18 protein-coding genes and 2 pseudogenes are annotated in these 24,669 nt (G+C 62.5%); 7 read left to right on the forward strand and 13 right to left on the reverse strand.

From position 1 onward, the window contains the following. Nucleotides 1-19: 19 nt before the first annotated feature. The 4 genes and pseudogenes from FBY31_RS10990 to FBY31_RS11005 form a co-directional block, all read right to left on the reverse strand. Nucleotides 20-1,198: an exonuclease domain-containing protein gene (locus FBY31_RS10990; protein ID WP_235013198.1), complete on the reverse strand. Its 1,179-nt coding sequence runs from the start codon at nt 1,196-1,198 to the stop codon at nt 20-22. 123 nt (nt 1,199-1,321) lie between these two features. Further along, complete coding sequence (locus FBY31_RS10995) at nt 1,322-2,683, reverse strand: DUF4041 domain-containing protein (RefSeq protein WP_160142457.1); 1,362 nt, start codon at nt 2,681-2,683, stop codon at nt 1,322-1,324. 311 nt (nt 2,684-2,994) lie between these two features. Further along, nucleotides 2,995-3,216: a hypothetical protein gene (locus FBY31_RS11000; RefSeq protein WP_235013234.1), complete on the reverse strand. Its 222-nt coding sequence runs from the start codon at nt 3,214-3,216 to the stop codon at nt 2,995-2,997. After that, a pseudogene (locus tag FBY31_RS11005) lies at nt 3,190-3,572 on the reverse strand (homocysteine S-methyltransferase family protein); the annotation flags it as partial. The pseudogene FBY31_RS11005 and the gene FBY31_RS11000, both read right to left, overlap by 27 nt. Nucleotides 3,573-4,220: 648 nt before the next feature. Between FBY31_RS11005 and FBY31_RS11010 the strand changes: the two are divergent. After that, the gene (locus FBY31_RS11010; RefSeq protein WP_142040566.1) at nt 4,221-5,606 is read left to right on the forward strand and encodes an ATP-binding protein; all 1,386 of its coding nucleotides are present in this window, start codon (nt 4,221-4,223) and stop codon (nt 5,604-5,606) included. 151 nt (nt 5,607-5,757) lie between these two features. Here FBY31_RS11010 and FBY31_RS11015 read toward each other — a convergent pair whose 3' ends face one another. From FBY31_RS11015 to FBY31_RS11035, 5 genes and pseudogenes are all read right to left on the reverse strand, one after another. Continuing rightward, a complete protein-coding gene (locus FBY31_RS11015; protein WP_142040568.1) occupies nt 5,758-6,564 on the reverse strand; it encodes a hypothetical protein in 807 nt (268 codons plus the stop codon). Between the two features lie 37 nt (nt 6,565-6,601). Beyond that, nucleotides 6,602-7,300: pseudogene (locus FBY31_RS11020) on the reverse strand (ABC transporter ATP-binding protein); the annotation flags it as partial. A gap of 153 nt (nt 7,301-7,453) precedes the next feature. Next, a complete protein-coding gene (locus FBY31_RS11025) occupies nt 7,454-8,767 on the reverse strand; it encodes an MFS transporter (RefSeq protein WP_235013021.1) in 1,314 nt (437 codons plus the stop codon). 47 nt (nt 8,768-8,814) lie between these two features. Beyond that, nucleotides 8,815-9,816: a PDR/VanB family oxidoreductase gene (locus FBY31_RS11030; protein ID WP_142040574.1), complete on the reverse strand. Its 1,002-nt coding sequence runs from the start codon at nt 9,814-9,816 to the stop codon at nt 8,815-8,817. A 17-nt stretch (nt 9,817-9,833) separates the two neighbouring features. After that, on the reverse strand, nt 9,834-10,937 hold the full coding sequence (locus FBY31_RS11035) for an aromatic ring-hydroxylating dioxygenase subunit alpha (RefSeq protein ID WP_142040577.1): 1,104 nt from the start codon (nt 10,935-10,937) through the stop codon (nt 9,834-9,836). A gap of 164 nt (nt 10,938-11,101) precedes the next feature. Here FBY31_RS11035 and FBY31_RS11040 point away from each other — a divergent pair, with 164 nt between their 5' ends. Continuing rightward, nucleotides 11,102-11,704, forward strand: coding sequence for a PadR family transcriptional regulator (locus FBY31_RS11040; protein ID WP_142040580.1), 603 nt, complete (start codon nt 11,102-11,104; stop codon nt 11,702-11,704). Nucleotides 11,705-12,010: 306 nt separating this feature from the next. Here the strand turns inward: FBY31_RS11040 and FBY31_RS11045 are convergent, their stop codons facing one another. The 3 genes from FBY31_RS11045 to FBY31_RS11055 all read right to left on the reverse strand — a co-directional run bounded on the left by FBY31_RS11045 (nt 12,011) and on the right by FBY31_RS11055 (nt 17,138). Continuing rightward, nucleotides 12,011-14,029, reverse strand: a complete 2,019-nt coding sequence (locus tag FBY31_RS11045; RefSeq protein WP_142040583.1) for an ABC transporter ATP-binding protein — start codon at nt 14,027-14,029, stop codon at nt 12,011-12,013. After that, nucleotides 14,026-15,759, reverse strand: a complete 1,734-nt coding sequence (locus FBY31_RS11050; protein ID WP_142040586.1) for an ABC transporter ATP-binding protein — start codon at nt 15,757-15,759, stop codon at nt 14,026-14,028. The genes FBY31_RS11045 and FBY31_RS11050 overlap by 4 nt, the downstream gene beginning before the upstream one ends. A 173-nt stretch (nt 15,760-15,932) precedes the next feature. Further along, on the reverse strand, nt 15,933-17,138 hold the full coding sequence (locus FBY31_RS11055) for an ROK family transcriptional regulator (protein ID WP_142040589.1): 1,206 nt from the start codon (nt 17,136-17,138) through the stop codon (nt 15,933-15,935). Between the two features lie 89 nt (nt 17,139-17,227). Here FBY31_RS11055 and FBY31_RS11060 point away from each other — a divergent pair, with 89 nt between their 5' ends. The 5 genes from FBY31_RS11060 to FBY31_RS11080 all read left to right on the forward strand — a co-directional run bounded on the left by FBY31_RS11060 (nt 17,228) and on the right by FBY31_RS11080 (nt 23,299). Then, on the forward strand, nt 17,228-18,505 hold the full coding sequence (locus FBY31_RS11060; RefSeq protein ID WP_200833351.1) for an ABC transporter substrate-binding protein: 1,278 nt from the start codon (nt 17,228-17,230) through the stop codon (nt 18,503-18,505). A 38-nt stretch (nt 18,506-18,543) separates the two neighbouring features. After that, entirely contained in the window at nt 18,544-19,482 is a 939-nt protein-coding gene (locus FBY31_RS11065) for a carbohydrate ABC transporter permease (RefSeq protein WP_142040591.1), read from the forward strand. Beyond that, the gene (locus tag FBY31_RS11070; protein WP_142040594.1) at nt 19,479-20,369 is read left to right on the forward strand and encodes a carbohydrate ABC transporter permease; all 891 of its coding nucleotides are present in this window, start codon (nt 19,479-19,481) and stop codon (nt 20,367-20,369) included. The genes FBY31_RS11065 and FBY31_RS11070 overlap by 4 nt, the downstream gene beginning before the upstream one ends. A gap of 92 nt (nt 20,370-20,461) precedes the next feature. Further along, on the forward strand, nt 20,462-22,135 hold the full coding sequence (locus FBY31_RS11075; RefSeq protein ID WP_442858213.1) for a glycoside hydrolase family 13 protein: 1,674 nt from the start codon (nt 20,462-20,464) through the stop codon (nt 22,133-22,135). A 285-nt stretch (nt 22,136-22,420) separates the two neighbouring features. Beyond that, on the forward strand, nt 22,421-23,299 hold the full coding sequence (locus tag FBY31_RS11080; RefSeq protein ID WP_142040599.1) for an aldo/keto reductase: 879 nt from the start codon (nt 22,421-22,423) through the stop codon (nt 23,297-23,299). Nucleotides 23,300-23,336: 37 nt separating this feature from the next. Here FBY31_RS11080 and FBY31_RS11085 read toward each other — a convergent pair whose 3' ends face one another. Beyond that, complete coding sequence (locus FBY31_RS11085) at nt 23,337-24,446, reverse strand: ROK family protein (protein WP_268815656.1); 1,110 nt, start codon at nt 24,444-24,446, stop codon at nt 23,337-23,339. Between the last annotated feature and the right edge of the window lie 223 nt (nt 24,447-24,669).

Raw genomic sequence — 24,669 nt, forward strand, 5'->3', positions numbered from 1 at the left:
GCAGTAAGCCTGACGATAGTTACCTCGGGCCAAAAAGTCGCTTCAGAACGGCCAGCCACCTAGGTGCCTCAGGACGTTTCTCCAAACCGCTCTGCATGGAATGCACATCTGAATCACCAGCGGCAGGCCTAAACGCGGTCGTCGTAGAGGCCTGCCGACCGGTCATCACAGGTGTGGTCTTCGGTTTGGCGCTAGGACCGTCAGACGAATCAACAAACGTTGATCGCAAGACCAGCTCGATAGCTCTCGCGCCTCTTAGAAGCTGCATGAACTCTCGTTCCCCCAGCACCGTGATCTGTTGACCACCAGCAATGTAGTCGAGGGCCTTGCGTTCCTTGTTGGATGAGCCCAGGTCTCCAACAGTTGCCGAATGCCTGGAGTCTGACCGCCCGATGACGACGTAGCTTGTCTTTTTGGTGACACCCTGACGGTTGGTAGCCCCACAGTCCGCGACCGCAGCCATGGCCTCAAGCCTTGAGAAACTCTGCAGCTCGCCGGTGAAACAGAAGGTGTGACCAAAGAAGGGATGCTGTGGGTCGGCAGCGGAATTAGGCTGCGGCAGATCAGCCAGGCGAAGGCTCCGTTCGGTGGTGTAGTTGATTTGCCCGCCGACCGGCGTTCGCGCCTTGCTCGAATCCTGCCGCTTGGTCTTTTTGGTGCCGAGGGGTCTGGTCCACATGTCAGCAATGGTTTGCAACTGTCCCATGCGCGCAATGGCAAGCACAACGCTGGCGCAGGCGATCGCGTCCGCGCCGGCCTCGTGATGTTCAAAGGGCGGAAGTTTCAAATGCTCACTGACGTCATTCAACCTGTGGCGTGGGAGGTCCAGATGCCCTTGGGCTAGTTCCAGTGCGCAATAGAACTCGTGCTGCGGCAAGTCAATTCCAGTCGCAGCCGTTGCCGCTCTCATGACGCTCGCATCGAACTTCGCGTTGTATGCCACGAAATGCCCGCCATTGGCGAATCGGAAGATGCTGGCCAGTGAGGTTTTCCAATCGCGGGCTGTCACAACATCTTGTGCGCGGATGCCGTGAATGCCGACATTCCGAGGCTCAAAGTGATCGATACCGCTGGGCGGCTTGATCAACCATGACGCCCGTTCGACTATCTCTCCATTTACCACCCTGGCCAGACCTACCGCACAGACCGAACCGCGCTGACTATTCGCTGTCTCAAAGTCGATGGCGGTGAAGCTCATCTCATGCACTGATTTCCCCTAAATTGATTTCGAAATTTTTTTGACGAGTCGCCGACCCGCCCTCGGTGTGGACCGGGTGGTTTAGCGAGTTCAGCATGCTCACGCAAAACTCCGCGCCGTCCCCTAGATAGAGCTGGCGAGCTGTGCCGTCTTGCGCAGGTCCCTGGATGCGGCGAACTCTTCGGCTGGTGCGTTCTCCTGGTATTCGACGAGCTCCACGTGATGTTCCACTAAGGCGTGCTTTACCGCTGCCGGGGTGGCGTAGAAGTATTCACGGCGTAGGTTCACCAAGTTCACGCGCTGGGCGGCAAATTTCTGGTGAAGCATGGTTTCAACGCCTACCGCGTCCTTGGAGAAGAACAGCGCGTGCACATCGAAGAGGAATGGCACGGATGCGTCACCCAGTTCCCGCACACGGTCCATGGGGTTGAGCCGGCGCGTCATGCCGATCTTGACGACCCCGTCACCAAATGCCCCGAGGTTGGAGATGACATACACATAGCCGGCGCGGGTATTGAGCGCGTTATCTTCGGCGTCCGCTAGCTTTGCCTCAGCCTCGTCCAGCTGTTCCTGAACTCGTTGTACTCCTTCAAGGTCTCCGGCGGACTGGAGCTGGATAAGCACGTTGGCGTAGTGATCCACTTCCTTCTTCTGCTTGGCCTTCAGCGCTTCCCATTCGCGCTGGGCCTTGACTGCCTCGCGGGCTTCGGCGCGGGCTTCGGCCTCTAGCTGCTTCTGGATGGCAACGGCTTCCAGGTGCCGGGCAGCGAGTTCGAGCTCCTTCTCGCGTAATCCGTGGAAGGCGCTGGTGATTTGAAGACCGATCATGGTTCCGCGTTTGGCGATCTGCTCTCGGGCCTTCTCGAGCCGGGCCGCGGCCGTATGCAGGCTCCCAGCCTTCACCGTTTTCACGCAGTTCTCGGCTTCGGCATTGTAGGCGCGCAGCAGGAGCGCGGAAAGGTCGCGGACGAACTTGGAACCTTCCCTCGTGGAACCATTGAACGTGAATCCGGAGACAGTGGTGACCGCGGTTTTATCACGCAGCTTCTCCTTGATTCTGGCGCGAACTGCGGTCAGCTCGTCGGCGAGTTTGACCGACGTCTCGGCAGGATGCTCGTAGTCGTAGAACCCGATGTTGTGGCGGTCGGCGACCTGTCGGACGTCAAGGACCTCACCTCGGACCGCGGCCAGTTCGGCGTTGGCCGCCGCCAACTCTCGTTCAGCGGATGCAATTTGGCGTGCCAGATCGGCAACATGGCGTTCCTTGGACAAAGTGTCCAGGGCCCCGAGTCTCTGCAGGTCGGCGAGCATCTGTGCGTTCGCGATATAGACCTCTTCCGCATACTGCTTCAGGCCCTTGGCCGGCACAGGCGGGGCGCCCAAACTGGTTCGATAAGTGTTCTCAGCACTTACCCCGAACCCTTCAGCAGGGGCGCCGAAGGATTTCTTGTACTGCTTCAGTACGTCCAGCAAGACCCACAGCACGCCTCCTGCGAGGAGGAGGCTAGCGGGGAATGCTTCGGACGGAAGGAAGGCAATGAGCACCAAACAGGCGCACGCGAAGGCGATGTGCCTAGCAAAGCCCGCAGGCTTCTTCTTCGATTTCTCCGGTTCCGGCGCAGGGCCGGACGACAGGTCGGACATGGTTCCCCCAATAGTCGAGCAATTATTCTCGAACCGTAGCAGCCCGGACCGACAGAAAGGCCTAGGTGACGGAACACTGACTCCAGCCGGAACTGCACCGAGGAGCCGCAAACGCGCGGCAACGACTGCCGGACCTCCCGCCGTCGCCTGTTTTAGTTTGCTGCCGCTCCCCTACGGTGCCGACCGGCCGCCGTCTGACGCTGGGAAAGCGCGGATGACGTTGGTGCCATGGTGCTGAGCATGAAGGTAATGGACGCGGCGAGCTGCATGGCAGTGGCGGGTGTGGGGACGGAGGCCTGCATCAGCGGGCCGAGGCGTTCGGCCGCGAAGTGGCATCCCCAGTTGACCATGGGGCGCCGGATGCCGCGGGTCACGTTGGCCTGCTTGCAGCCGTTGACGGCGGCTTTGGTCTGCAGGAGGTCCTAGCTGGTTTCGATGAGGAATGCGTCCGCGCCCCCGTCGATGAGGCCCTCGGCCTGCAGGGCGAAGGTCTGCTTGAGGTAGTCGTAGGTGGTGTGGCCGAGGCTGGGGAACTTGGTGCCCGGCCCTGTCGAGCCCAGGACCCAGCGCACACGTCCGTCTATTTTTTCTGCCGCTTCGGCTCGCGGCCCTGCAGCATGGTGCCCATCGCGCCGTCGGCAATGACAACCCGGTGGTTCACGGCATCCAGGAGCTCCTGCGCGCGGGCAGGGCGGGGAACGGACTCAATATCAAGCGCAAAACGAGGCATCAAACAAGGTTACGCCGCGCGACCTACTACATTGCTTAGTGTTTCTGTCTGCTATGTAGGGGGTGGGTTGCGAGGGATGTTCCGCTTCGCAGTTCAAGTCCCGGCTTAGCGGAGAGTTGTATTAAAGTTCGTTAGCAGCGCGGACGACGGCAGGAGGTCGTCTGCGTTCAGCAGGTGCAAAATGGCCGAAAGGGAGCTTCTCCCGGCTCAGATGTCTGGGCATTTGAAGGACCTTAGGTCGTACACTCGGCGGGAAACTGCTGCCAGCAGGAAATTTCCCTACGTTGAGTGATTGCCGACGGTGTAAAAGAGTCCACTACGGACGGCCTCGCATGTGTGCGGACAGGACATTCGATGCAGTCCAGAACCGCACCCGGTAGCTGGGGTTGCGATGCCGACCCGACTCTGAACAATGCAGCGGCGCTATGGTGGCGCTCGGCCAGCTGGATCAGTTTGTCTATGAGCGTGGGGGGTCCGCACACCGGCACCTGGCGGCAAACTGCTCAGCTTGGAAGCAGGCGCACGCGAACACGTCGATAGGGATGAAACCGTGAAATCCGTCTGTATAGGACAGCGGCCTCTTCCGAGACCGAAGCATTCCGCGTTTTACTAGCAAAAAGTTCTTCCGAGGCATATAAGCTCAAGCTCGTGGAGATACGGAAAATTAGCGAAGCGGAAGCTCTTGCACTTATAACGCGCGAGGAATCCCTTTTATGGGATCAGAAAAGCGCACGGAGCAACGGAGCCGTTGTAGAGAAGATTGCTGTGGCGTTCGCAAACGCTGATGGCGGCGAATTCATCCTCGGAGTCGAGGATGCGAAAGCTGGCGGGACGATAGAGCGCTGGCAGGGATTTGCGTCCATCGAAGACACAAATCATGTACACCAGTCCCTTGCAGGCGGCGTTCAACCACCTGTTCCCTTCTCCTACGAGAACCTTCAAATCCAGGGGCGTGAAGCACAGGGCATCGCTTGTCTAATCCGAGTCGAGAAAAGCGTGGACGTTCACTACACGTCTGGAAACAAATGCTTAATTCGACGGGCTGCCAGTTCAAGAGAACTTGTCGGTCAGGCAGTGACAGATCTTCAGCTTTCCAAAGGCACAAAGAGCTACGAAGACCAGTTGCTGGCTGACTACGATGTTGCAGAGTTTGCGGATGAAGTGGAGTTGGAATTTTTTCTCAAGTCCTACAGCCCCAGTACGGGCCCCCAAGAACTTGTTCGCAAGGAGAGATTGGCGGACCGTTCGACTGGCCAATGCAAGGTGGCCGCGGCAGTATTATTTGCCGAGCACCCTACCGGGCTGGTACCCAAGCGCTGTGCCGTCAAGATCTCCCGGTACAACACCACGGGAGAACCTAGACGAGAACACCTCGCCTTCGAGCCGATCACTGTCAACGGGCCCGCTCGAAAGCTGATAGAGGAGACGCTCGTAGAGACGACGAGAATCATCGAGTCGGTCTCCGTACTCCAACCCGATGGCTCGATGGAACCGATGAAGTACCCACCTGAAGCGCTGAAAGAAATCATCGTGAACGCGATCATTCACCGTGACTACAACATTTCCGATGATGTTCGGGTTTCGATCTTTGACAACCGGGTTGAGGTATTGAGTCCCGGAGGCCTGCCGGGACAAATGACGTTAGAGCTGTTGTTTAAGGAACGCGCTTCCCGGAACCCAAAGATACTAAGGCTCTTGAACCGTTACGATGATCCCCCTAACAAGGACTTCGGTGAGGGACTGCGCACCGCTCGTGAAAAAATGACCGAGGCCAGGCTAAAAGAGCCTAGATTCTCGGTCGAAGGCAACTACTTCGTGGCGGTTCTGCCCCACGACAAGTTAGCCCGTCCCGAAGAACTGGTGATGGAGTATCTTGAATCCCACGCGGAGATTACCAACAAGGTGGCAAGAGACCTTACGGGTATTCAGTCAGAAAACTCGATGAAAGACGTGTTCTATTCCCTGCGAGACGTCAATAAAATTGAACGTGTCCCTGATAAGGCGGGAAGATCAGCCGCCTGGAGAAAGGTCTGACTCTCGCTCTCCGTGGCCGCTGCCAACTGCGACCACGGAACGACGGCGCTGCGGTCTTCACTTGCGTGGGATGAATAAGGCAATCAGCATCGAGAAGGAAACCTCGTCCTTAGTTCAAGGCTGAAAGTCTGGAGCGGCCGATCGCGCTAGTTCAATTATCACCATGCTTGCCTATGACGATATTCGTGGAAGACGTCCAGGGAGAAATTGGGGTTCCGGTGACGCCAAGGGAACTGTCACCCGATGACGAAAAAAAGTTGATACCCCTTGAACTGGCGGAGCGGCGCTGATCGGATAGTTGCTTCTCCAGCTCGGCGATTTTTGCTTTTGCATCCTGGTCTCCCGCGGCCTGCTTAGCCTTTTGGAGCTCAATCTCACTGGTAAGCGTGTCAATGGACGCCCTGGATGTTCCCAGCTCGTCAAAGGCGCGTCGAAGTGCGTCCTCATAATCTTCGGGCAGCATCTCCCGCCAATCAGAGTTCGCATCCTTGATGTTGTGTGAAAGAAGTTGAAGCTGGGTCATCAAGCCCTTTAGCCAGATAAGTTCCTCCACGTTAGCGCTAGCGTCCTCCTGACATCTCTTCAACCTCGCATCCACGCCCGTCGCTACCACTTCAAGGGCTTGCTGGAGGGAGTCAACGCGGCGTAGAGCAGGCCGGGCTAGTTGCTCGTATTCCTTCCGCGCCTGCATCTGGTTGAAGTGAGCGCTGACGATGAATGAACCGATGCTAGACAAAACAAAGGTAATAGCACTGAAAAGAGTCGTTTCCAATCCGGTCAAGTCCCTAGTGAGAGCTTGCTGGATCGTCTGCCAAAGGGCCACGGCCGAAAGGACAACCAGAAGGATCCCGACCCACGAATTGGGGCTTAGGTTGCTTCCTCGCGAGGATTTCTTCTTGGAAACGCCGGTCACAGTTTTCCGGGTATCCGATTTTTCAGGCGTATCAATTTGTGTCACTGCTTTAGACTAACGCCCCGCCTGGACGGTGGAGAGTTTAAACCTCCGCCGCAGGCGCCGCGAACTGGGCGTCATACAACCGCGCGTGCGCCCCGCCCGCAGAGAGCAGCGAAGCATGCGTCCCCTGCTCCACGATCTGCCCGGCCTCAATCACCAGGATGAGGTCGGCGTCGCGGATGGTGGACAGGCGATGAGCAATCACAAAAGAAGTCCGGTCGGACCGCAAGGCACTCATCGCCTTCTGCACCAGCACCTCAGTCCGGGTATCCACTGAAGACTTCGCCTCGTCCAGAATCAAAACCGACGGCCGGGCCAGGAACGCCCGGGCAATCGTCAGCAGCTGCTTCTCCCCCGCGGACACGTTGGCGCCCTCGTCATCCAGCACAGCGTCGTGCCCATCCGGCAGCGACCGCACGAACCGGTCCACGTACGTCGCCCGCGCAGCTTCCGAAATTTCAGATTCAGTAGCCGAAGGCCGGCCATATGCAATGTTGTCCCGGATGGTCCCGCCGAACAGCCACATATCCTGCAGCACCATCCCCAGCCGCGAGCGCAGCTCGCGCCGCGGCACCGAGGTGACGTCCACGCCGTCGAGCGTTATCCGCCCCGCGTCCAGCTCATAGAACCGCATCATCAGGTTCACCAGCGTGGTCTTGCCCGCCCCGATAGGCCCCACAATCGCCACTGTCTGCCCCGGCTCCGCAACCAGTGAAAGCCCACTAATCAGCGGCTTGTCGCCCCCGGCGCCTCTCCTCGTCCGGCTTCACCGGCACGCCTCTTTGAGACGGGACGCACGGTACGTTCAGCGCAAGCGGCTACTTAGCAGCGGGCGTAGCCGACACGAAGCTGGGTGCTGTCCCGAGGCCCAGGGCCAGCACCCAGCGTAGTTTTATCGCGTGGTCGTCGTAGACTCAGAGCTTTCGCTAGCAGGGGAACCAGTTTCCCTGTAGGGGCGCAGCCGACGCAGGGCGACGGCCGCGAGGAGGACCACCACAGCCACGCCGATGTAGAGCTGCGGGGGCTTCCACCCACTGTCGAGCAGTGCGCCGACGGTGATGGGAGCGAGGATCGCGCCGGCCCGGCCGACGCCGATACCCCACCCCACGCCTGTGGTGCGGACGCCGGGCTCGTAGGTCATGGGAGCCACAGTGTATAGGCCGGCAATACAGCCATTGACGAGCATCCCAACGACGACGCCGGAGCCGAACGCCAGCAGGGGCACTGAGGTGGTGGTGATGAAGAGGACGAGGGTCGCCGCGGAGAGCACCGTGAAGGCCATCAGGGTCAACCGCTCGTCCCACCGGGTGGTGAGGGCACCGTAGAGCAGCGAGCCGAAGGTGCCGCCCATGGTGAGCATGAGCCCGCCGATGATGCCCTGTTGTTCGGTCATCCCTGATTCCACGAGCAGGCGGGGAGTCCACGAGTTGGCGAAGTAGAAGCCGAACATGATGACGAAGAAGGAGATCCATAGCAGGATGCTGGCCGTACGGTAGCGGGGGCTCAGGAGCGTGGCCACACTGCCCTGCTGCCTGCCTGTGCTGATGGGGGCTGGGTCGAGTTCAACGTTACCTTCAAGGCGCATGCGCCGGGCGATGCGCTGGAGCTTTTCGACGGCGTTCTGCGGGCGCCGGGTGCGCAGGTAGTCTACGGATTCGGGTATCAGGGCGACGACGAGGGCTATCGCCACGAGGGTCAGCAGGCCACCGGTGAGGAACACGGATCGCCACCCGAAGGCGGGGATGAGTTGGGTCGCGCCCATGCCGCCAAGCGTGGCGCCCACGCCGTAGCCGGCGGTGAAGATGCTCACGGCCATACCGCGGCGGCGGGCGCTGGCGTACTCGCTCGTGATCACGGTCGCGGAGGCAAGAATGCCGCCCACGCCCAGGCCCGTGACGATCCGCCACAGGCCGAGCTCGAAGGCGGAATTCGCCGTCGTCGACAAAAACAGGCCAAGGGCGTTGATAGCCAGCGCGACGATGAGGATCTTGCGCCGGCCGTAGCGGTCGGCGAATGGCCCCAGGACGAGTGAGCCCACGGCCATGCCGATGAGGCCCGCGCTGAGGAGCCAGCCGAGTTGGGTGCCGGAGAGCCCGAATTCTTTAGTCACGGACGTAGCTGTGAAGGCCATGGCCAGCACGTCGTAGCCGTCGAGGGCGTTGAGGAAGGTGGTCACTGCGATGATGAGCCACTGGTATGACGACATTTTAGATGCGTCGATCTGGTGTCGGATGTCCATGGTACTGATGCCTCTCAGGGGACGTCGATGGTGAGGACGGCGGGGCGGGGTGCCGGGACTGTGCCCGGCTCGGTGGCGACCACGCGGGAGACGCAGCAGCACATCTTCGTGTTGGGTTCCTTTTGCCGGTCGGAGTAGAAGACGTCGCGGTGGTCGATTCGCCCGGCGAGCTCAAGGACCTTGACCTGGCACAGTCCGCACTCACCCTTGCGGCAATCGAACATCATGTCTACGCCTTCGCGTTGGAGTGCCTCGAGCACGGACTCGTCCGAGCCGACAGAGGCCTCCACCCCGAGCCGCGGTATTCGGACGGTGAAGGGTTCAGGCTGGTACCAGCCGCTGTTGCCGAAGGTCTCGTAGCGCAGGCTCGTGGGGTCGAGCTCCCGCTCTATCCAGGCGCGGCGTACGGCGTCCATGAGCCGGATGGGCCCGCACATGTAAAGCTCGGCGTTCTCGGGGACTGAACCCACGAGGGCTTGGACGTCCAGGGAGGTGCCTTCCGCATCGACGTGCGCCTCGAAACGGTCCCCGTGCACGGCGGCGAGGTCGTCGAGGTAGGCCATCGCCTCCCGGGAACGAGCTACGTAAATTAGGCGATAGTCGGCTCCGAGGCGCCGCAGCAGCGCGGCCATCCCGGCGATAGCGGTGATGCCGATGCCGCCGGCCAGCAGGACGTATGAGGGTGCCCCGATACGCAGCGGAAAGTTCTGCAGCGGCTGGGTGATCGCCAGGACCTGCCCGGGCTTGAGCGAGTGCATGAACACGGAGCCTCCCCGGGAGGTTGGCGTCCGAAAGACGCTGAGGGCGAGGTGCGTGCCGTCCTCAGCAGCGTCGACCACGGAGTAGGAGCGGACGTGCTCTTCGCCTTCGATGGTGGTGCAGACGTCCACGTGCTCGCCCGGCCGCACCGCGCAGGGGCGTTCCGGGCGCAGGATGATGCGGCGGATGTTCTCGGCGACGTCGGACACGGAGTCGACGACCGCCTGCTGCCAGACAATGTGGTGGGAATCGGCCACGGTGGGTCTCCTCCTGCTCAGACGGCCGGCAGGGCGGCGAGGCGGCCCTCTGCTTCGAGCGCGCGCTCAAGGAGCCGGCGCACCCACATCCCGCCCATGTCGATGTTGAGGTTGTAGAACTCGTAGTCCGGGTTGGCGTCGATGGCTTCCTGCTGTGCCAGGAGCATAGCCTCGTCCTCGCCGAAGACCCCGTGCACGCCGTTGCGCAGTTCCGTGGTGATGAGCTGGCTCTCAAGCCGGTAGTTGCGCATAAACGCCCAGAAGTAGTGGCAGGAGCGCTCCGTCTCGGGGGTGATCGTGTTCATCACGTAGCCGTTCACCCCGCGCGAGCGATCTCCCTCGGGCGCCCCGGTCCCGGCCTCGGCGACGCCAACGTCGATGCAGATCGTGGACGGGAAGGAGTAGTGGATGATCTGCCAGCGGTCCACTTTGCCCTCGAAACCCGGGAACTTGTCCCGCATGTTCTTCAACCAAAACGGCGGGGCGTCGATGTTGCGCATCCAGCGGGTCACGGTCACTGAGGTCTCGTCGTGGGTTACCTCGAACTCGGACTCGGACAGCTCCTCTTGCCCGATCGAGGAGCTGTGCACGAACTCCTCGTGGGTGAGGTCCATGAGGTTGTCCAGGACCAGCTGGTAGTTGCACGGGGCATGGATGGTCTCCCCGTCTCCCGCCCACTCTGGACTGTCCATCTCGTGCATGTCCGGCACGAGGCCCGGGTCGGCCATCGTGGGGTCGCCGAGCCACACCCATACGTAGCGGTAGCGTTCGACCACTGGGAAGGAGGGCACGGTGGCGGAGGGGTTGAGCCTCTCCTGGGCCGGCATCGAAGTGCAGCGGCCGGCGGCGTTGTAACGCAGACCGTGGTACGGGCACTGAATCTCGTCGCGACCCACGAGCTTGCCCTGGGACAGCGGGGCGAGACGGTGCCAGCAGGCATCGGCCAGCGCGACAGCGCCACCATCCTTGGTGCGGTAGAGGGCCAGGGGCCGGCCCGCGACGGTGCGGGAGAGAATCCCCTTGGAGGTGATTTCGTGGTCCCATCCCACCGCATACCAGACGTTGAGCGGGTGGGACAGGAGTTTTGCAGTGGTACTGGTCTTCGTAGCGGAGACGGTCATGAAGCGGTCCTTCGTCGTTGAGCGGGCCGGAGGGCTACATAACTATAAAGATAGTTATTTAGTGGCGTGCACCACAGGCTATCTATCTACATAGTGAGTTGCAACTTCTTTCGCCACTGAAGCTAGGCTAAGAAACAAAGTTCCCCCGCCTGAAGGACCTGACCGTGACCCTACGCTCTGCCCTGCTGGCACTGCTGTCCTCGGGTCCGCTGACGGGCTACGACCTCGTCAAGCAGTTCAGGTCCTCCGTGGGCCACGTCTGGCACGCCCCCGACTCGCAGATTTACCCAGAGTTACGGAAGATGCACTCAGAGGGCCTGCTCTCCAGTCAGCCCGTTCCGTGGGGAACCCGCGGAGCCACCAAGACGCAGTATGCCCTCACACCCGCAGGAGAGGCAGCCCTGCGGCAGTGGCAAAGTCAGCCGTTAACCTACGTGCAGGACCGAAACCCCGCCCGCCTCAAGGCTGCATACTTCGAGTGGGCACCCTCGGGTGCGGCGGCCGCGCAGCTGCAGGCCCACATCGCACACTACGAGGAACAACGCCTCCAAACCCTTCAAATGATCGAGACTCTCGAAGGGCGCACTCATGCCACACTTGCCCGTCGTCTTACCCGGCACCCCGAAGAGGAACGGGAGCAGATCGTCCGTTTCAAAATATTTGCCTACGAAGGGCAGCTTGCCGAGGCCGAACAGGAAATCGCTTGGGCAAAGCGTGGTCTTCAGCTGCTCGAGGAACTCGAGAATTCAGGGACTGAACCCGTCTAAGGAACCCTCAACTGCCCGAACGGATGCAGCTTGCTGGCACCAAGCTTTCACTCCCTCTCGACCTCGTTCAGCTCCAGGGTATCGGAACTGAAATCGTCGCGTAGTTTCTCGTCAGCGCCGGCGATAACTCCTGTTGCGCTGCCCATCGGTGCCAGTCCATACACAGTGATGCTACGTCCCACTCGCGATCAAATGCCGCAGATCGCTCGTCGCTGCCATGAACAACAAAGTCCTCCGGCAGCGCCTCTTCCGTGATGCTTCACGACCGGAACAGAGCGCCGGTGGTGCCAGTGTGCCGATTCCTGCTTACATCTCCGCCACAGGAGCCGCGAACTGCGCCTCATACAGCCGCGCGTAGGCCCCGCCGGCGGCCAGCAGCGACGCGTGCGTGCCCTGCTCCACGATCTGGCCGGCCTCCATCACCAGGATGAGGTCGGCGTCCCGGATCGTGGACAGGCGGTGGGCGATCACAAAAGAAGTACGGTCCGACCGCAAAGCACTCATCGCCTTCTGCACCAGCACCTCCGTCCGGGTATCCACGGAAGACGTCGCCTCATCCAGGATCAGCACGGAAGGCCGGGCCAGGAACGCCCGCGCAATCGTCAGCAGCTGCTTCTCCCCCGCGGACACGTTGGCGCCCTCGTCATCCAGCACAGTGTCGTACCCGTCCGGCAGTGACCGCACGAACCGGTCCACGTACGTCGCCCGCGCCGCCTCCAGAATCTCGGATTCAGTAGCCGACGGCCGCCCGTACGCAATGTTGTCCCGGATGGTCCCGCCGAACAGCCACGTATCCTGCAGCACCATCCCCAGACGCGAGCGCAGCTCGCGCCGCGGCACTGAGGTGACGTCCACGCCGTCGAGCGTTATCCGCCCCGCGTCCAGCTCGTAGAACCGCATCATCAGGTTCACCAGCGTGGTCTTCCCCGCCCCGGTGGGCCCCACAATCGCCACCGTCTGCCCCGGCTCCGCCACCAGGGAAAGCCCGCTAATCAGCGGCTTGTCCGACGAATACGAGAAGGACACATCCTCGAACACCAGTCGCCCCCCGCCAAAAACAGGAGAAGCAGAAGGAGCAGGCTCCGCAGACTCTTCGTCCTCATCCAACAGCGAGAACACCCGCTCTGCTGACGCCACCCCGGACTGCAGCACGTTGGCCATGGACCCCAGCTGCGCCAGCGGCATGGTGAACTGCCGCGCGTACTGGATGAACGCCTGCACGTCGCCCAGCTGCATCGCCCCGGACGCCACCTGCAGCCCGCCCACCACCGCGATCCCCACGTACACCAGGTTCCCGATGAACGTCATGGCCGGCATGATCAGCCCTGAAATGAACTGCGCTCCAAAACTGGCGGAATACAGCTCCGCGTTCTTCTGCCGGAACCGCTCCCCCACCTCCTGCTGCCGGCCGAACACCTTCACCAGCGCATGCCCGGTGTACGTCTCCTCGATCTGCCCGTTCAGCTCCCCCGTATGCTTCCACTGCGCCACGAACAGCTTCTGCGAGCGCTTGGCAATCAGCGCCGTGATCCCCAGCGTCAGCGGAATGGTCACCAGCGCGATCAGCGCCAGCGTGGGCGATAGGATCACCATCATCACCAGCACGCCCACCACCGTCAGCACCGACGTGACCGCCTGGCTGATGGTCTGCTGCAGGCTCTGGGAGATGTTGTCCACGTCGTTGGTCACCCGGCTGAGCAGCTCACCGCGCTGGATCGAGTCGAAATACCGCAGCGGCAGCCGGTGGATCTTCGCCTCGATCTCCTCCCGCAGCCCGAACACCGTCCGCTGCACCACCCCGTTCAGCACATACGCCTGCACCCACATAAACGCGGACGACAGCACATACAGCACCAGTGCCCACATCAGCACCGAGGACAGCGCGGCGAAGTCGATCCCCCGACCCGGCACCAGGTCCATAGCGCTGAGCATGTCCGCGCGCTGCCCCTCCCCGGACGCCCGCAGCTGCGCGATCACCTGCTCCTTGCTGGCCCCGGGCGGCAGTTCGCGGGAGACGACGCCGGCGAAGATCAGGTTCGTGCCCTCCCCCAGCAGCCGCGGCCCGATCACGGACAGCGCCACCCCTGCCACCGCCGTCAGAAACACCAGCAGCAGCCAGGCCCGTTCCGGCCGCAGCTTCGCCAGCAGGCGCTTGGCCGACGGCCAAAAGTTCATCGCCTTCTCCGCGGGGACGTTCATCCCCGCGAACGGGCCGCCGCGCCCCGGTCCGCCTGCGGGACGGGGAATGCGTACGACGTCGGCGCTTCCGGTTGTGGAGGCTGGCGCGGCTTTGGTGCCGGATGCTGGAGTTGGTTCCGGGCTCATACCGTTTCCTCCGCCGCCAGCTGGGACGAGACGATCTCGCGGTACGTCTCCGACGTCTCCAGCAGCTCACTGTGCGTTCCGCGCCCTACGATCCTGCCGTCGTCGAGCACCAATATCTGGTCCGCATCCATGATGCTGGACACGCGCTGCCCGATGATCACCTGAGTGGCGCCGGCGGTGCTGTTCTTGAGGGCCTGACGGAGCCGGGCGTCGGTGCCGGTGTCCAGCGAGGAGAAGGAATCGTCAAAAATGTACAGTTCCGGCCGCTTCACCAGCGCCCGGGCGATGGCCAACCGCTGCCGCTGCCCGCCGGAAACGTTGGTGCCGCCCTGCGAGATGGCGGCATCCAGCCCGCCCTCCATCTCCTCTACAAAACCACGGGCCTGGGCAATCTCCAGCGCGGTCCACAGCTCGTCCTCGGTGGCGTCCGGCTTGCCGTACTGCAGGTTGCTGCGCACGGTGCCGCTGAACAGGTAGGGCCGCTGCGGGACCAGGCCGATGTGCCCCCAGAGCAGGTCCGGGTGCAGCTCGCGCACGTCCACGCCGTCGATCCGGACCGAGCCGGTGGTGGCATCGAACAGCCGGGGCATGAGGTTCACCAGGGTGGTCTTTCCGGAGCCGGTGCTGCCGATGATCGCCGTCGTCTGCCCCGCCCTGGCGGTGAAGCTGATCCCGGTGAGGACGGGCTGGTCGGCACCCGGGTAGGCGAATCCGACGTCGCGCATTTCCAGCTCTCCGGTGCGCACGCTGGTGCTGACGGGACGCTCCGGCGGCCGGACGCTGGACTCCGTCCCCAGCACCTGCCCAATCCGGTCACCCGAGACGGCCGCGCGCGGGATCATCACCGCCATGAAGGTTGCCATCATGACGGACATCAGGATCTGCAGCAGGTAGCTCAGGAACGCGATGAGCGTGCCCACCTGCATGGAGCCGTCCTGGATGCGGAACGCGCCGAACCAGATCACGGCCACGCTGGAGACGTTCAGCACCAGCATCACGGTGGGAAACGCGAGCGCCATCAGCCGGCCGGCGCGGAGGGCGGTGTCCGTGACGTCCTCGTTGGCCTGGCCGAAGCGTCCCGTCTCGATGTCCTCGCGGACGAAGGCGCGGACCACACGGATGCCGGTGAGCTGCTCGCGGAGGACGCGGTTCACGGTGTCGATCCGCGTCTGCATCTTGCGGAACAGCGGCACCATCCGGGCGGTGATCAGGCCGACCGCGATGAGCAGCACCGGGACGGCGACGGCGATCAGCCAGGACAACTGCACGTCCTGCCTGACGGCCATGATCACCCCGCCGATGCTGAGCATGGGGGCGGTGACCAGCATGGTGGCGGACATCAGGACCAACTGCTGGACCTGCTGGACGTCGTTGGTGGAGCGGGTGATCAGGCTGGGCGCGCCGAATTTGGTGACCTCCTGCTCCGAGAACTCCCCCACCCTTGTGAAGATGGCGCCGCGGAGGTCACGCCCCACGCCCATCGCCGCCTTCGCCGCGAAGTAGACGGCGATGATGGCGCACGCGATCTGCAGCAACGTAATCCCGAGCATCAGGCCGCCGAGGCGGAGGATGACCCCGGTGTCCCCCTTGGCCACGCCCTCATCGATGATGTCCGCGTTCAGGGTGGGCAGGTACAGGGACGCGATGGATTGCGCCAGCTGGAAAATGACGACGGCGGCGAGCAGCCTGCGGTGCGGCCGCAGGTATTCAACAAGCAGCTTCCAGAGCATGGGGCTCCTGACACATTGTCCACAAGAGGTGATGCGAAGGTCAGTTTACGTCCGGAGGCTGGGTAGATCCTTGCCCGTGGAGGAGAAGTTGGGCGGGTTCACGGAGGGCGTACTTGCCGGCTCCGGGAGGTCTCGGGCGTAGACCGTGTGCTCGCACCCGCGGGAGGAACGCGTCAGGATTGGGCGGTCCGCGGGAGGAACGCTTGAGGTTCGGCCTTGATTTGTGTCAATGCGGACTCGATGGCGCCTTTGACTACGACCTCGGCCCCGAGCGTGCTGGCAACAAGTTCCGGGAGCGGCAAGCCGGTATCGGTGGGCAGCAGGCTGCGTGCGTGTTCAAGGACAGGCTCGATGGCCCGTGAGATGCCGCCTGCGATGACTACACGCTCAATGTCCAGGAGGCTGGAGAGCACAACCGCAATCCGCGCCAGCCGGGCGCCGAGCCGGGAGATTATGTCCTCTGCAAAGGGATCCCCCTCCCGGGCTGCCTGGAACACGTCCTCCGCGTTGATCTCCCCCTCGGGCATGTGCCGCAGCATGGTTTTTCCCTCGTAGGAATGAATGCGCGAGCGCGCCCACTTCCGGGCAAGTGCTCCAAACCCATCCGCACCCCCTTCGTCAGGCACGAACTTGCCGCCGCTCAGCGTATCGAGGAATCGCATCTCCCCTGCGCCGCCTCGAGGCCCCCGCAGCAGGCGCCCATCGACAATCAGGCCCGCACCGAATCGCTCCCCGGTCAACAACGTTGCCTGGTTAGCGGACGGCTCGTGTGCGCGTTCGGCAACAGCGGCAAGGTTGGCGTCATTCTCGACGACGACCCTGCCGTGAAGGTGTGAAGCAAAGCCGGAATTCATCAAGTGCCAGAATTCTCCTTCAGGAGACATGCCGTTTGCGTCGATCGGCGCGGGAACGCCGACGACCGTGAGTAGGACGTCATCGAGAGCCCGCCCGACGTCGTCGAGGGTCAGGGCGATCAGCTCACGTGCGCTGACACCGCGGCCGGCGCGGCCCAATGCGTGTGAGTCAATGCTCTGGCGGCGTGTGCCCAGCTCACGGCCGCGCAAATCCGCGACAATGACTGTGAAGTAGGTCTCCCCCGCATCCAGCCCAACAACAACACCGGCAGCTTCGCGCAATTGGTAGCGGCGGGCTGGGCGCCCCTTGTTCGTGCGGCCTGCGGCCTGACCGTCATCCACTTCCTCCAGCCATCCGGCTTCGACCAGACCATCGCAAACGCCGAGCACCGTGGCGCGCGTCAGCCCAGTCACGGCCATGGCCTCTCCAGCCGTGAACACTTGCTCCTGAAGACCGAAGCGCAACAATGCATCGGAGTTGATCTGCCGCAACAGCTGCGTTGACCTCGCCGTGGTCTCATTCATCCCTTGACGATATCGCCTCTATCCCTCATCCTCGTATAGGACCTAAATATAAGATCCATATAAATACCATGTGAGACCCCTAGGAGCCGATGTTGCCACCTTTGACGTCCATAGGGACGCGAGTCTCCCGACGCACTTTCCTTGCCGCTGCCGGGGGCGCCCTGGCCGCCTTCGGCCTGGCAGGGTGCGCCCCGGGAGGCACACGTCCCACCGTCACGTTCCACCAGTCAAAACCGGAGGCCGTGCCGTACTTCCGCGACCTGGCGGCGAAATTTACCGCGTCGCAGGACCGCGTGCGCGTTCTGCACGATATGGCGACAAATCTCTCCGCCAGCTTTGTGCGCAGCAGCCCGCCGGATCTCGGTTGCCTCAACTACAACCTTGAGATGGCGCGGTTCATGGAGCGCGGGGCACTCTCGGACCTTTCCGATCTCCCGGCAGCGGCTTCCATCCGCGACGACGTTCTGGACCTCACGAACTGGTACCCCACCTACCCGGGCCGTACGAGCGTCATCCCCTACTCGGTCATGGCCGCCTCGGTCATCTACAACCGCCGCATCTTCGAGCAGAACGGGCTGGCCGTCCCGACAACTTGGGACGGACTGATCGAGGTATGTGAGGTACTCAAAGCAGCCGGCATCACTCCGATCTACGGCACCTTCCGTGACCCTTGGACGGTCGCGCAGGGCCTGTTCGATTACACGGTGGGCGGCATGGTAAACGTGCGCGACTTCTACAAGACAATGCATGAGATTGGCGAGAACGTCGGACCGGATTCCGAAGTGTCGTTCCAGAAAACGATGCTTGAGCCCGTGCAGCGCATGGTCCAGCTGACGAAGTACATCAACCCTGATGCATCCAGCCGCGGCTATGGGGACGGCAACACTGCCATGGCCCAGGGCCAGGCGGCAATGTACTTCCAGGGTCCGTGGGCCTTCGGAGAGATTGAGAAGGCCGGCACCGATGTGGATCTTGGCACCTTCCCGCTGCCAATGACCAGCGACCCCGCCGATCTGAAAGTCCGCGTCAACATCGACCTTTCGCTCTGGGTTCCCGAAGCCGCCAACGCCCAGGAGGGTGCCCGCGACTTCCTTCAGTACCTCATGCAGCCGGAGATCCAAAACTCCTACAACGCCGAATTCCTGGGCTTCGGCACGAGCAAGGACGCACCAGCGGTGACTGACCCCCGAATCGTTGAGATGCAGAAGTACTACGACGAGGGCCGCTTCTACATGGGTGCCTCACAGTTCATTCCGAACTCTATTCCCGCCGCCAACTACCTCCAGTCGATCATGGGTGGCGCCGACGCCGAGAGCACGTTGCGCCGAATGGACGCCGACTGGGCGCGCCTGGCCTTCCGCGCGTGATCACACTTCCGTTCTAATGCACGAAACGAGGACCCTTCATGTCATCGACGACTAAGCCTTCCACTGGAGCGGTGGTGACGGCCCCGGCAGCGACCAAAACGACAAGTGCGCGCAAGAGCCGTCTCGATCCGCTCTACTACTTTTTCCTGTTCCCTGCGCTGGCGATTTTCACCCTCGCCGTCACGCTGCCGGCCGTACTCGGATTCGTCTACAGCTTCACGAACTCCGTTGGCTTCGGTGAGTTCGACTTCATAGGTATTCGAAACTTTATCGCTGTCTTCCAGGATGAGGGGGTCCTCAGCGCCTACGGCTTCACGCTCGCCTTTGCGCTCGTGACCGTCATCGTCGTCAACGCCGTGGCCTTCCTTCTGGCTCTGGGACTCACGTCCCGTGTCCGCTTCCGTGCCGCACTGCGCACGGTATTCGTGATCCCCATGGTGATCTCGGGCATCGTCATCGCGTTCGTCTTCCAGTACCTCTTTTCGAACTCGCTGCCACTCGTGGGCCAAGGCATGGGAATCGAACCGCTGGCGACGAGCATCCTCGCCAACCCCGACCTGGCGTGGCTGGCGATCGTCGTCGTCACGGCATGGCAGTCGATTCCGAGTGCGATGCTGATTTACATCGCAGGGCTCCTCACGGTTCCCGCCGAGGTTTACGAGGCAAGCTCCATCGACGGGGCAACGCCCTGGCACAACCTGCGGCACATCACCCTGCCGCTCGTCGCCGGTTACGCAGTCATCAATATGGTCCTTGGCTTCAAAAACTACCTCAACGCCTACGACATCATCGTCGGCCTTACCGACGGCGGCCCGGGCGTCGCCACGCGCAGCGTCGCGATGTCGATCTTCCGCGGCTTCGAAGGCGGCGACTACGCATACCAGATGGCCAATGCCGTGATCTTCTTCCTCATCAGCATCGTCATCGCACTCATCCAGCTTCGCTTCACACGTGGCAAAGGAGGGATCGCAGCATGAGCAGCGCACCCAGCACCATTCCCGCAGGACCCCCGGCAGCGGGGAAGAAACATCGGGTCCGTGGCCACCAGGAGCGCAGCAACTGGCCCGCCACCATCGTCCTGATCGTCTGCACGCTCAGCGTGCTCGTCCCGCTCTACGTCACCATCAGCATGGCGTTCAAAACCACCGGCCAGGCCGTGGACGGCAACGCCTTCTCGCTGCCGAGCCCGCTGACCTTCGATAGTTTCGTCCAGGCGTGGACGCTCACGAACTTCCCCCGCGGCTTCGCGATCTCCGTGTTCGTGTCCGTGACCGCGGTGGCGGGGGAAATCATCGTGTCGGCGCTGGCAGCCTACGCGATCGTCCGCAACTGGGACCGCCGTCTCTTCCGCTGGTCCTTCTTCTACCTGCTCGCGGCGATGTTCATCCCGTTCCCCGTGGTGGCGCTACCGCAGATCCAGCTCACCGGCCTCGTCGGACTGGACAACCCACTCGGCGTCGCGATCCTGCACATCGTGTTTGCCCTGGCGTTCAACACAATGCTCTTTACCGCATTCCTGCGCTCCATCCCGCTCGAGCTGGAGGAAAGTATGCGCATCGACGGCGCCGGCACGTGGCAGGTGTTCTGGAGGCTCATCTTCCCCCTGCTCGCACCCATGAGCGCTACCGTAGGCATCTTCGCTTTCATCGCATCCTGGAACGACTTCATGATGCCGTCACTCATCATCTCCGACCCGGAAATGCAGACGATCCCGGTACTGCAGAAGATCTTCCAGACACAGTTCAGCAACAGCTACAACGTCGCCTTCGCCTCGTACCTGATGGCCATGGCGCCCGCGATCGTCGTCTACCTGTTTACCCAGCGCTGGGTCATGTCCGGCCTGACCCAAGGGGCCGTGAAGTGACCCCAGCCGCGAAACCGACCACTAAGAACGAAGTAAAGGACCCAGTCTTGCCCTCCACCGTCACCAAGGCAACCAGCACCGACTCCAAGAACATGGCCGACCCCAACTGGTGGCGCCAGGCCTCGGTCTACCAGATCTACCCCCGCAGCTTCGCCGACTCCAACGGTGACGGCATCGGCGACATCAACGGCATCACCGCCAAGGTCCCGTACCTGAAGGAGCTTGGAATCGACGCGGTCTGGCTGAGCCCCTTCTACCCTTCAGCCCTTGCCGACGGCGGCTATGACGTGGACGACTACCGCAACGTTGACCCGCGGCTCGGCACGCTGGAGGACTTCAACAACATGGCTTCCGCCCTGCACGCCGCGGGCATCAAGCTGATTGTGGACATCGTCCCCAACCACTCCTCGGACCGGCACGAGTGGTTCCAGGAAGCCCTCGCCGCGCCCAAGGGTTCCCCGGCCCGCGACCGCTACATCTTCCGCGACGGACTGGGCGAAAACGGTGAGCTGCCGCCGTCGGACTGGGACTCCGTGTTCGGCGGCCCCGCATGGGAACGCATCACCGAACCGGACGGCATGCCGGGCCAGTGGTACATGCACATCTTCGCCAAGGAACAGCCGGACTTTAACTGGGACAACCCCGAAGTCCGCGACGACTTCCTGAAGACCCTGCGCTTCTGGTCCGACCGGGGCGTGGACGGATTCCGCATTGACGTCGCCCATGCCCTGACCAAGAACCTCGAAGAGTCCCTGCCCACCAAGGCAGACCTCGAAGCCCAGGGCGAGGCGCTCTACCTTGCCGGTGCGCATCCGTACTGGGACCGCGACGAAGTCCACGAGATCTACGCCGAGTGGCGCAAGGTCTTCAACGAATACAACCCGCCGCGCACCGCCGTCGCTGAAGCCTGGGTCCACTCGGACCGCCGCGCCCGCTACGCCAGCCCCGAAGGCCTGGGCCAGGCGTTCAATTTCGACCTGCTGCAGGCAGACTTCGACGGGGCCCAGTTCCGGAAGATCATCACCAAAAACCTCGCCGAGGCTGAGGCGTCCGGCGCTTCCTCCACCTGGGTGTTCTCCAACCACGACGTCGTCCGGCACGCCACCCGCTACGGGCTCCCCGTGTCCGCACCTTCGGCCGAGGGCGAGATCATGGCCGGCGAGGCCGGCAAGCAGTGGCTGCTCGCCGGAGGCAAGCAGGAAGACGTCGACGTCGAACTCGGCCTGCGCCGCGCCCGCGCCGCATCCTTGCTGATGTTCGCCCTCCCGGGCTCCGCGTACCTGTACCAAGGCGAGGAACTGGGCCTGCAGGAAGTCGGCAGCGAAATCCCCGACTCCGAGCGCCAAGACCCGGCCTTCTTCCGCAACAAAGGCGTGGACATCGGCCGCGACGGCTGCCGCGTCCCCTTGCCCTGGACAACCTCCGGCAACTCACTCGGTTTCGGGACCGGCGGCGCCCACTTGCCTCAGCCCGAATGGTTTGCCGGCTACTCAGTGGAAGCCCAGGAAGCCCAGGAAGACTCAACCCTGTCCCTCTACCGCCGGGCGCTGACCCTACGGTCACAGCTGCAAACCGCCGAAACGCTGGAATGGCTGGAAACCGGCCGGTCCGACGTCGTGGCCTTCCGCCGCCCCAACGGCTGGACCTCCGTAACGAACTTCGGCACGGAAGCCGTCAAACTGCCCGCCGGCAAGGTACTGGTCTCCAGTTCGCCGCTCACGGCAGATTCCCTGCCCGGAGCGACCACTGCCTGGCTCCAGGCGTAGCTGCACCAGGCACCGAAATTAGCCCCGTGCACGGAGGCGCTGGGAGGCGCCTCCGTGCCGCACGCACACCTCCAGAGCCAAAGGACTCTTAATGAAATTTCCTTTGAACGAGCCCCGCCCCTGGCCGCCCCGGTTCCTTAATAGCAAGTACCGGAGAGACGCTCGAGTTGAGGCACTGGTGCGGGGCGGTTCGGGAAACATAGGGATGCAATACCGTCTTCATGCGGATGAAGTTGCGATGCACATACAAAGGGTGCGGGCGGTTACTGGATTAGGAGTAAATGCATGTTGGAGAGACGACCGTTTGGTGACACTGGTTTGAAGGTCTCTGTCGTCGGGCTGGGTGCCGGTCAAATTGGTGAAAGCAATGTCACCGAGGCGGAAGCCGCCGAGGTGCTCAACGGAGCAGTGGATCTCGGAGTAACGCTTATAGATACCGCGGCTAGCTACGGGCTGAGCGAAGAGCGCATCGGCCGGCACCTCGGCCGACGCCGGGACGAGTTCGCGCTGTCAACCAAAGGCGGTCCCGGCATCAACGGCCAACGGGACTGGACCCCAGGCAGCGTGTTGACCAGCATCGAGAAGTCCTTGCGCCTGACCCAGTCGGAACACATCGACATCTTCTATTTGCACTCATGCCCGGTCGAGATTCTGAGGCGTGGCGACCTTCAGGACACCCTGGACAAGGCCATCGCCGCCGGGAAAATCGGTGTCGCCGGCTACAGCGGAGACAATGAGCCACTCGCGTTCGCTGTTGAGTCCGGCCGGTTCGGTTCCGTCGAAACCAGTGTCAACATCGCTGACCAGTGGAACCTCAGAACCGTTCTTGGCCGGCGGCCAGAAGTAGGAGTAATCGCCAAGCGCCCGATCGCGAACGCGCCGTGGCGGTTCGTCGACCGGCCGACCGGGCACTACGCAGAACTCTATTGGGAACGGCTACAGGCACTCGAACTTGATCCAGGCGACATGGATTGGACCGAGTTCGCTCTGCGCTTCACGGCGTACGCGCCTGGTGTTCATACCGCGATTGTCGGCACGGCGAAACTGGCCCATCTGCGCCGGAACATCACCGTAGTCAGCCGAGGACCCCTTCCGGCTGCAGCGCTGGAAGGCATTGACCGCGCTTGGCGCGAAGTTGGTTTTGACTGGTCAGCCTCGACCTAACGGGCAGAGCTCAGTGGAGTGAGAGGACGTTGCCCAGCTAGTGGAGCAGGGTAGCCAGAGCGCGGTCAAGCGCGATGCGCACGGCTCCCTGCAGCGGGGCACGGCCGGCCAGCGTTGAAGCGGCAATGCGGGGCCGGGCGGACTTGAGCCGTTCAAGTTCTTCTTCCAGCCGCGGGATCAGGACGTCCCCAGCCCCCGCGGGCCCCCCGGACAGCACCAGCAGCTGCGGATCCAACAGCGTGGCGACGATGGCGATAGCTCGTGCGGTGCGCTCCGTGACAACCTCCACCACATCGAGTGCCGCCCGGTCCCCCTTCCGTGCGGCTCCAAGCACCATCTCAGCGTCCACGGCGGCCGGGACCCGGCCGCAGAGGCGCAGCAACTCGCTACCGCCGGGCGGTTCCGGCCGGTCCCCGTCCAGGATTTCCGCAGCGGCTATTGCGCCAAGTTCCCGGCACATGCCGCCTATCGCATCTGTGTTTCCGACGCCTTCCACTAATTCCAGAAACCTCATTTCACCGGCGGATCCACCGCCGCGGATAAGTTGACCGCCGAGGTAGATTCCGGCACCCAGCCGTTCTCCGGAGAGGAGTACCACGACGTCGTCAACGTCCTGGGCGACGCCAAGCCAGCGTTCGGCGATAACAGCGAGGTTGGCGTCATTGTCGACGATCAGCGGCCAGTCGAAATCCGGGCGAAGTGCGAGACGCAGATCCAAGGCGGCAAGCCCAGGCAGGTAGGACTCGAGCGCAACCGCATGCCCGTTTGGTTTGACGGGGGCAGGTACTGCCATTCCGGCCGCCATTACCATGGACGCTTCCACGCCCGACTTGGCCAGGACCTCCCGTGCGGCCTGCCGGGCAACCAGTAGACGTTCGGGTGCCCCGACATGCTCATCGCGCCACCTTTCAGACCATTCACCGACGATGGTGCCAGCAAGGTTCGACAAGCAGAGCTGCAGTTTTGTGGCTCCAAGATCGATCCCCAGCACGTACCCGGCACCGGCATTCAGCGCGAATCTTCGTGAGGGGCGCCCGCTTCGTAGGGCCGATCCGGAAGACGTCTCGATTTCGGTCACCCAGCCAAGCTTGAGTAGTTCGTCGCAGACTGTCAGAACAGTGGGCCGGGAAAGCCCAGTCGCCGCCATCAGTTCGCTAGCGTCCAGCCTGTCACCGAGAACGAGAGCCCCGATAACCGCGGAAGCGGAAATCCTGCGGAGCACGGGGACCGTGGCCTCTGTTTTTCTTGTGCTGCTTTTCAACGCCACCCCTTGACCGATTCAACTGCTTCTCCCCATACTAAGGGGGCATTTATTAACGGCGTTTATATATTCCCGCCGGTCGTGCTGGCGCGACCAAAACGCCCAAATC

The organism is Arthrobacter sp. SLBN-100 (assembly GCF_006715305.1).
Lineage (GTDB): Bacteria > Actinomycetota > Actinomycetes > Actinomycetales > Micrococcaceae > Arthrobacter.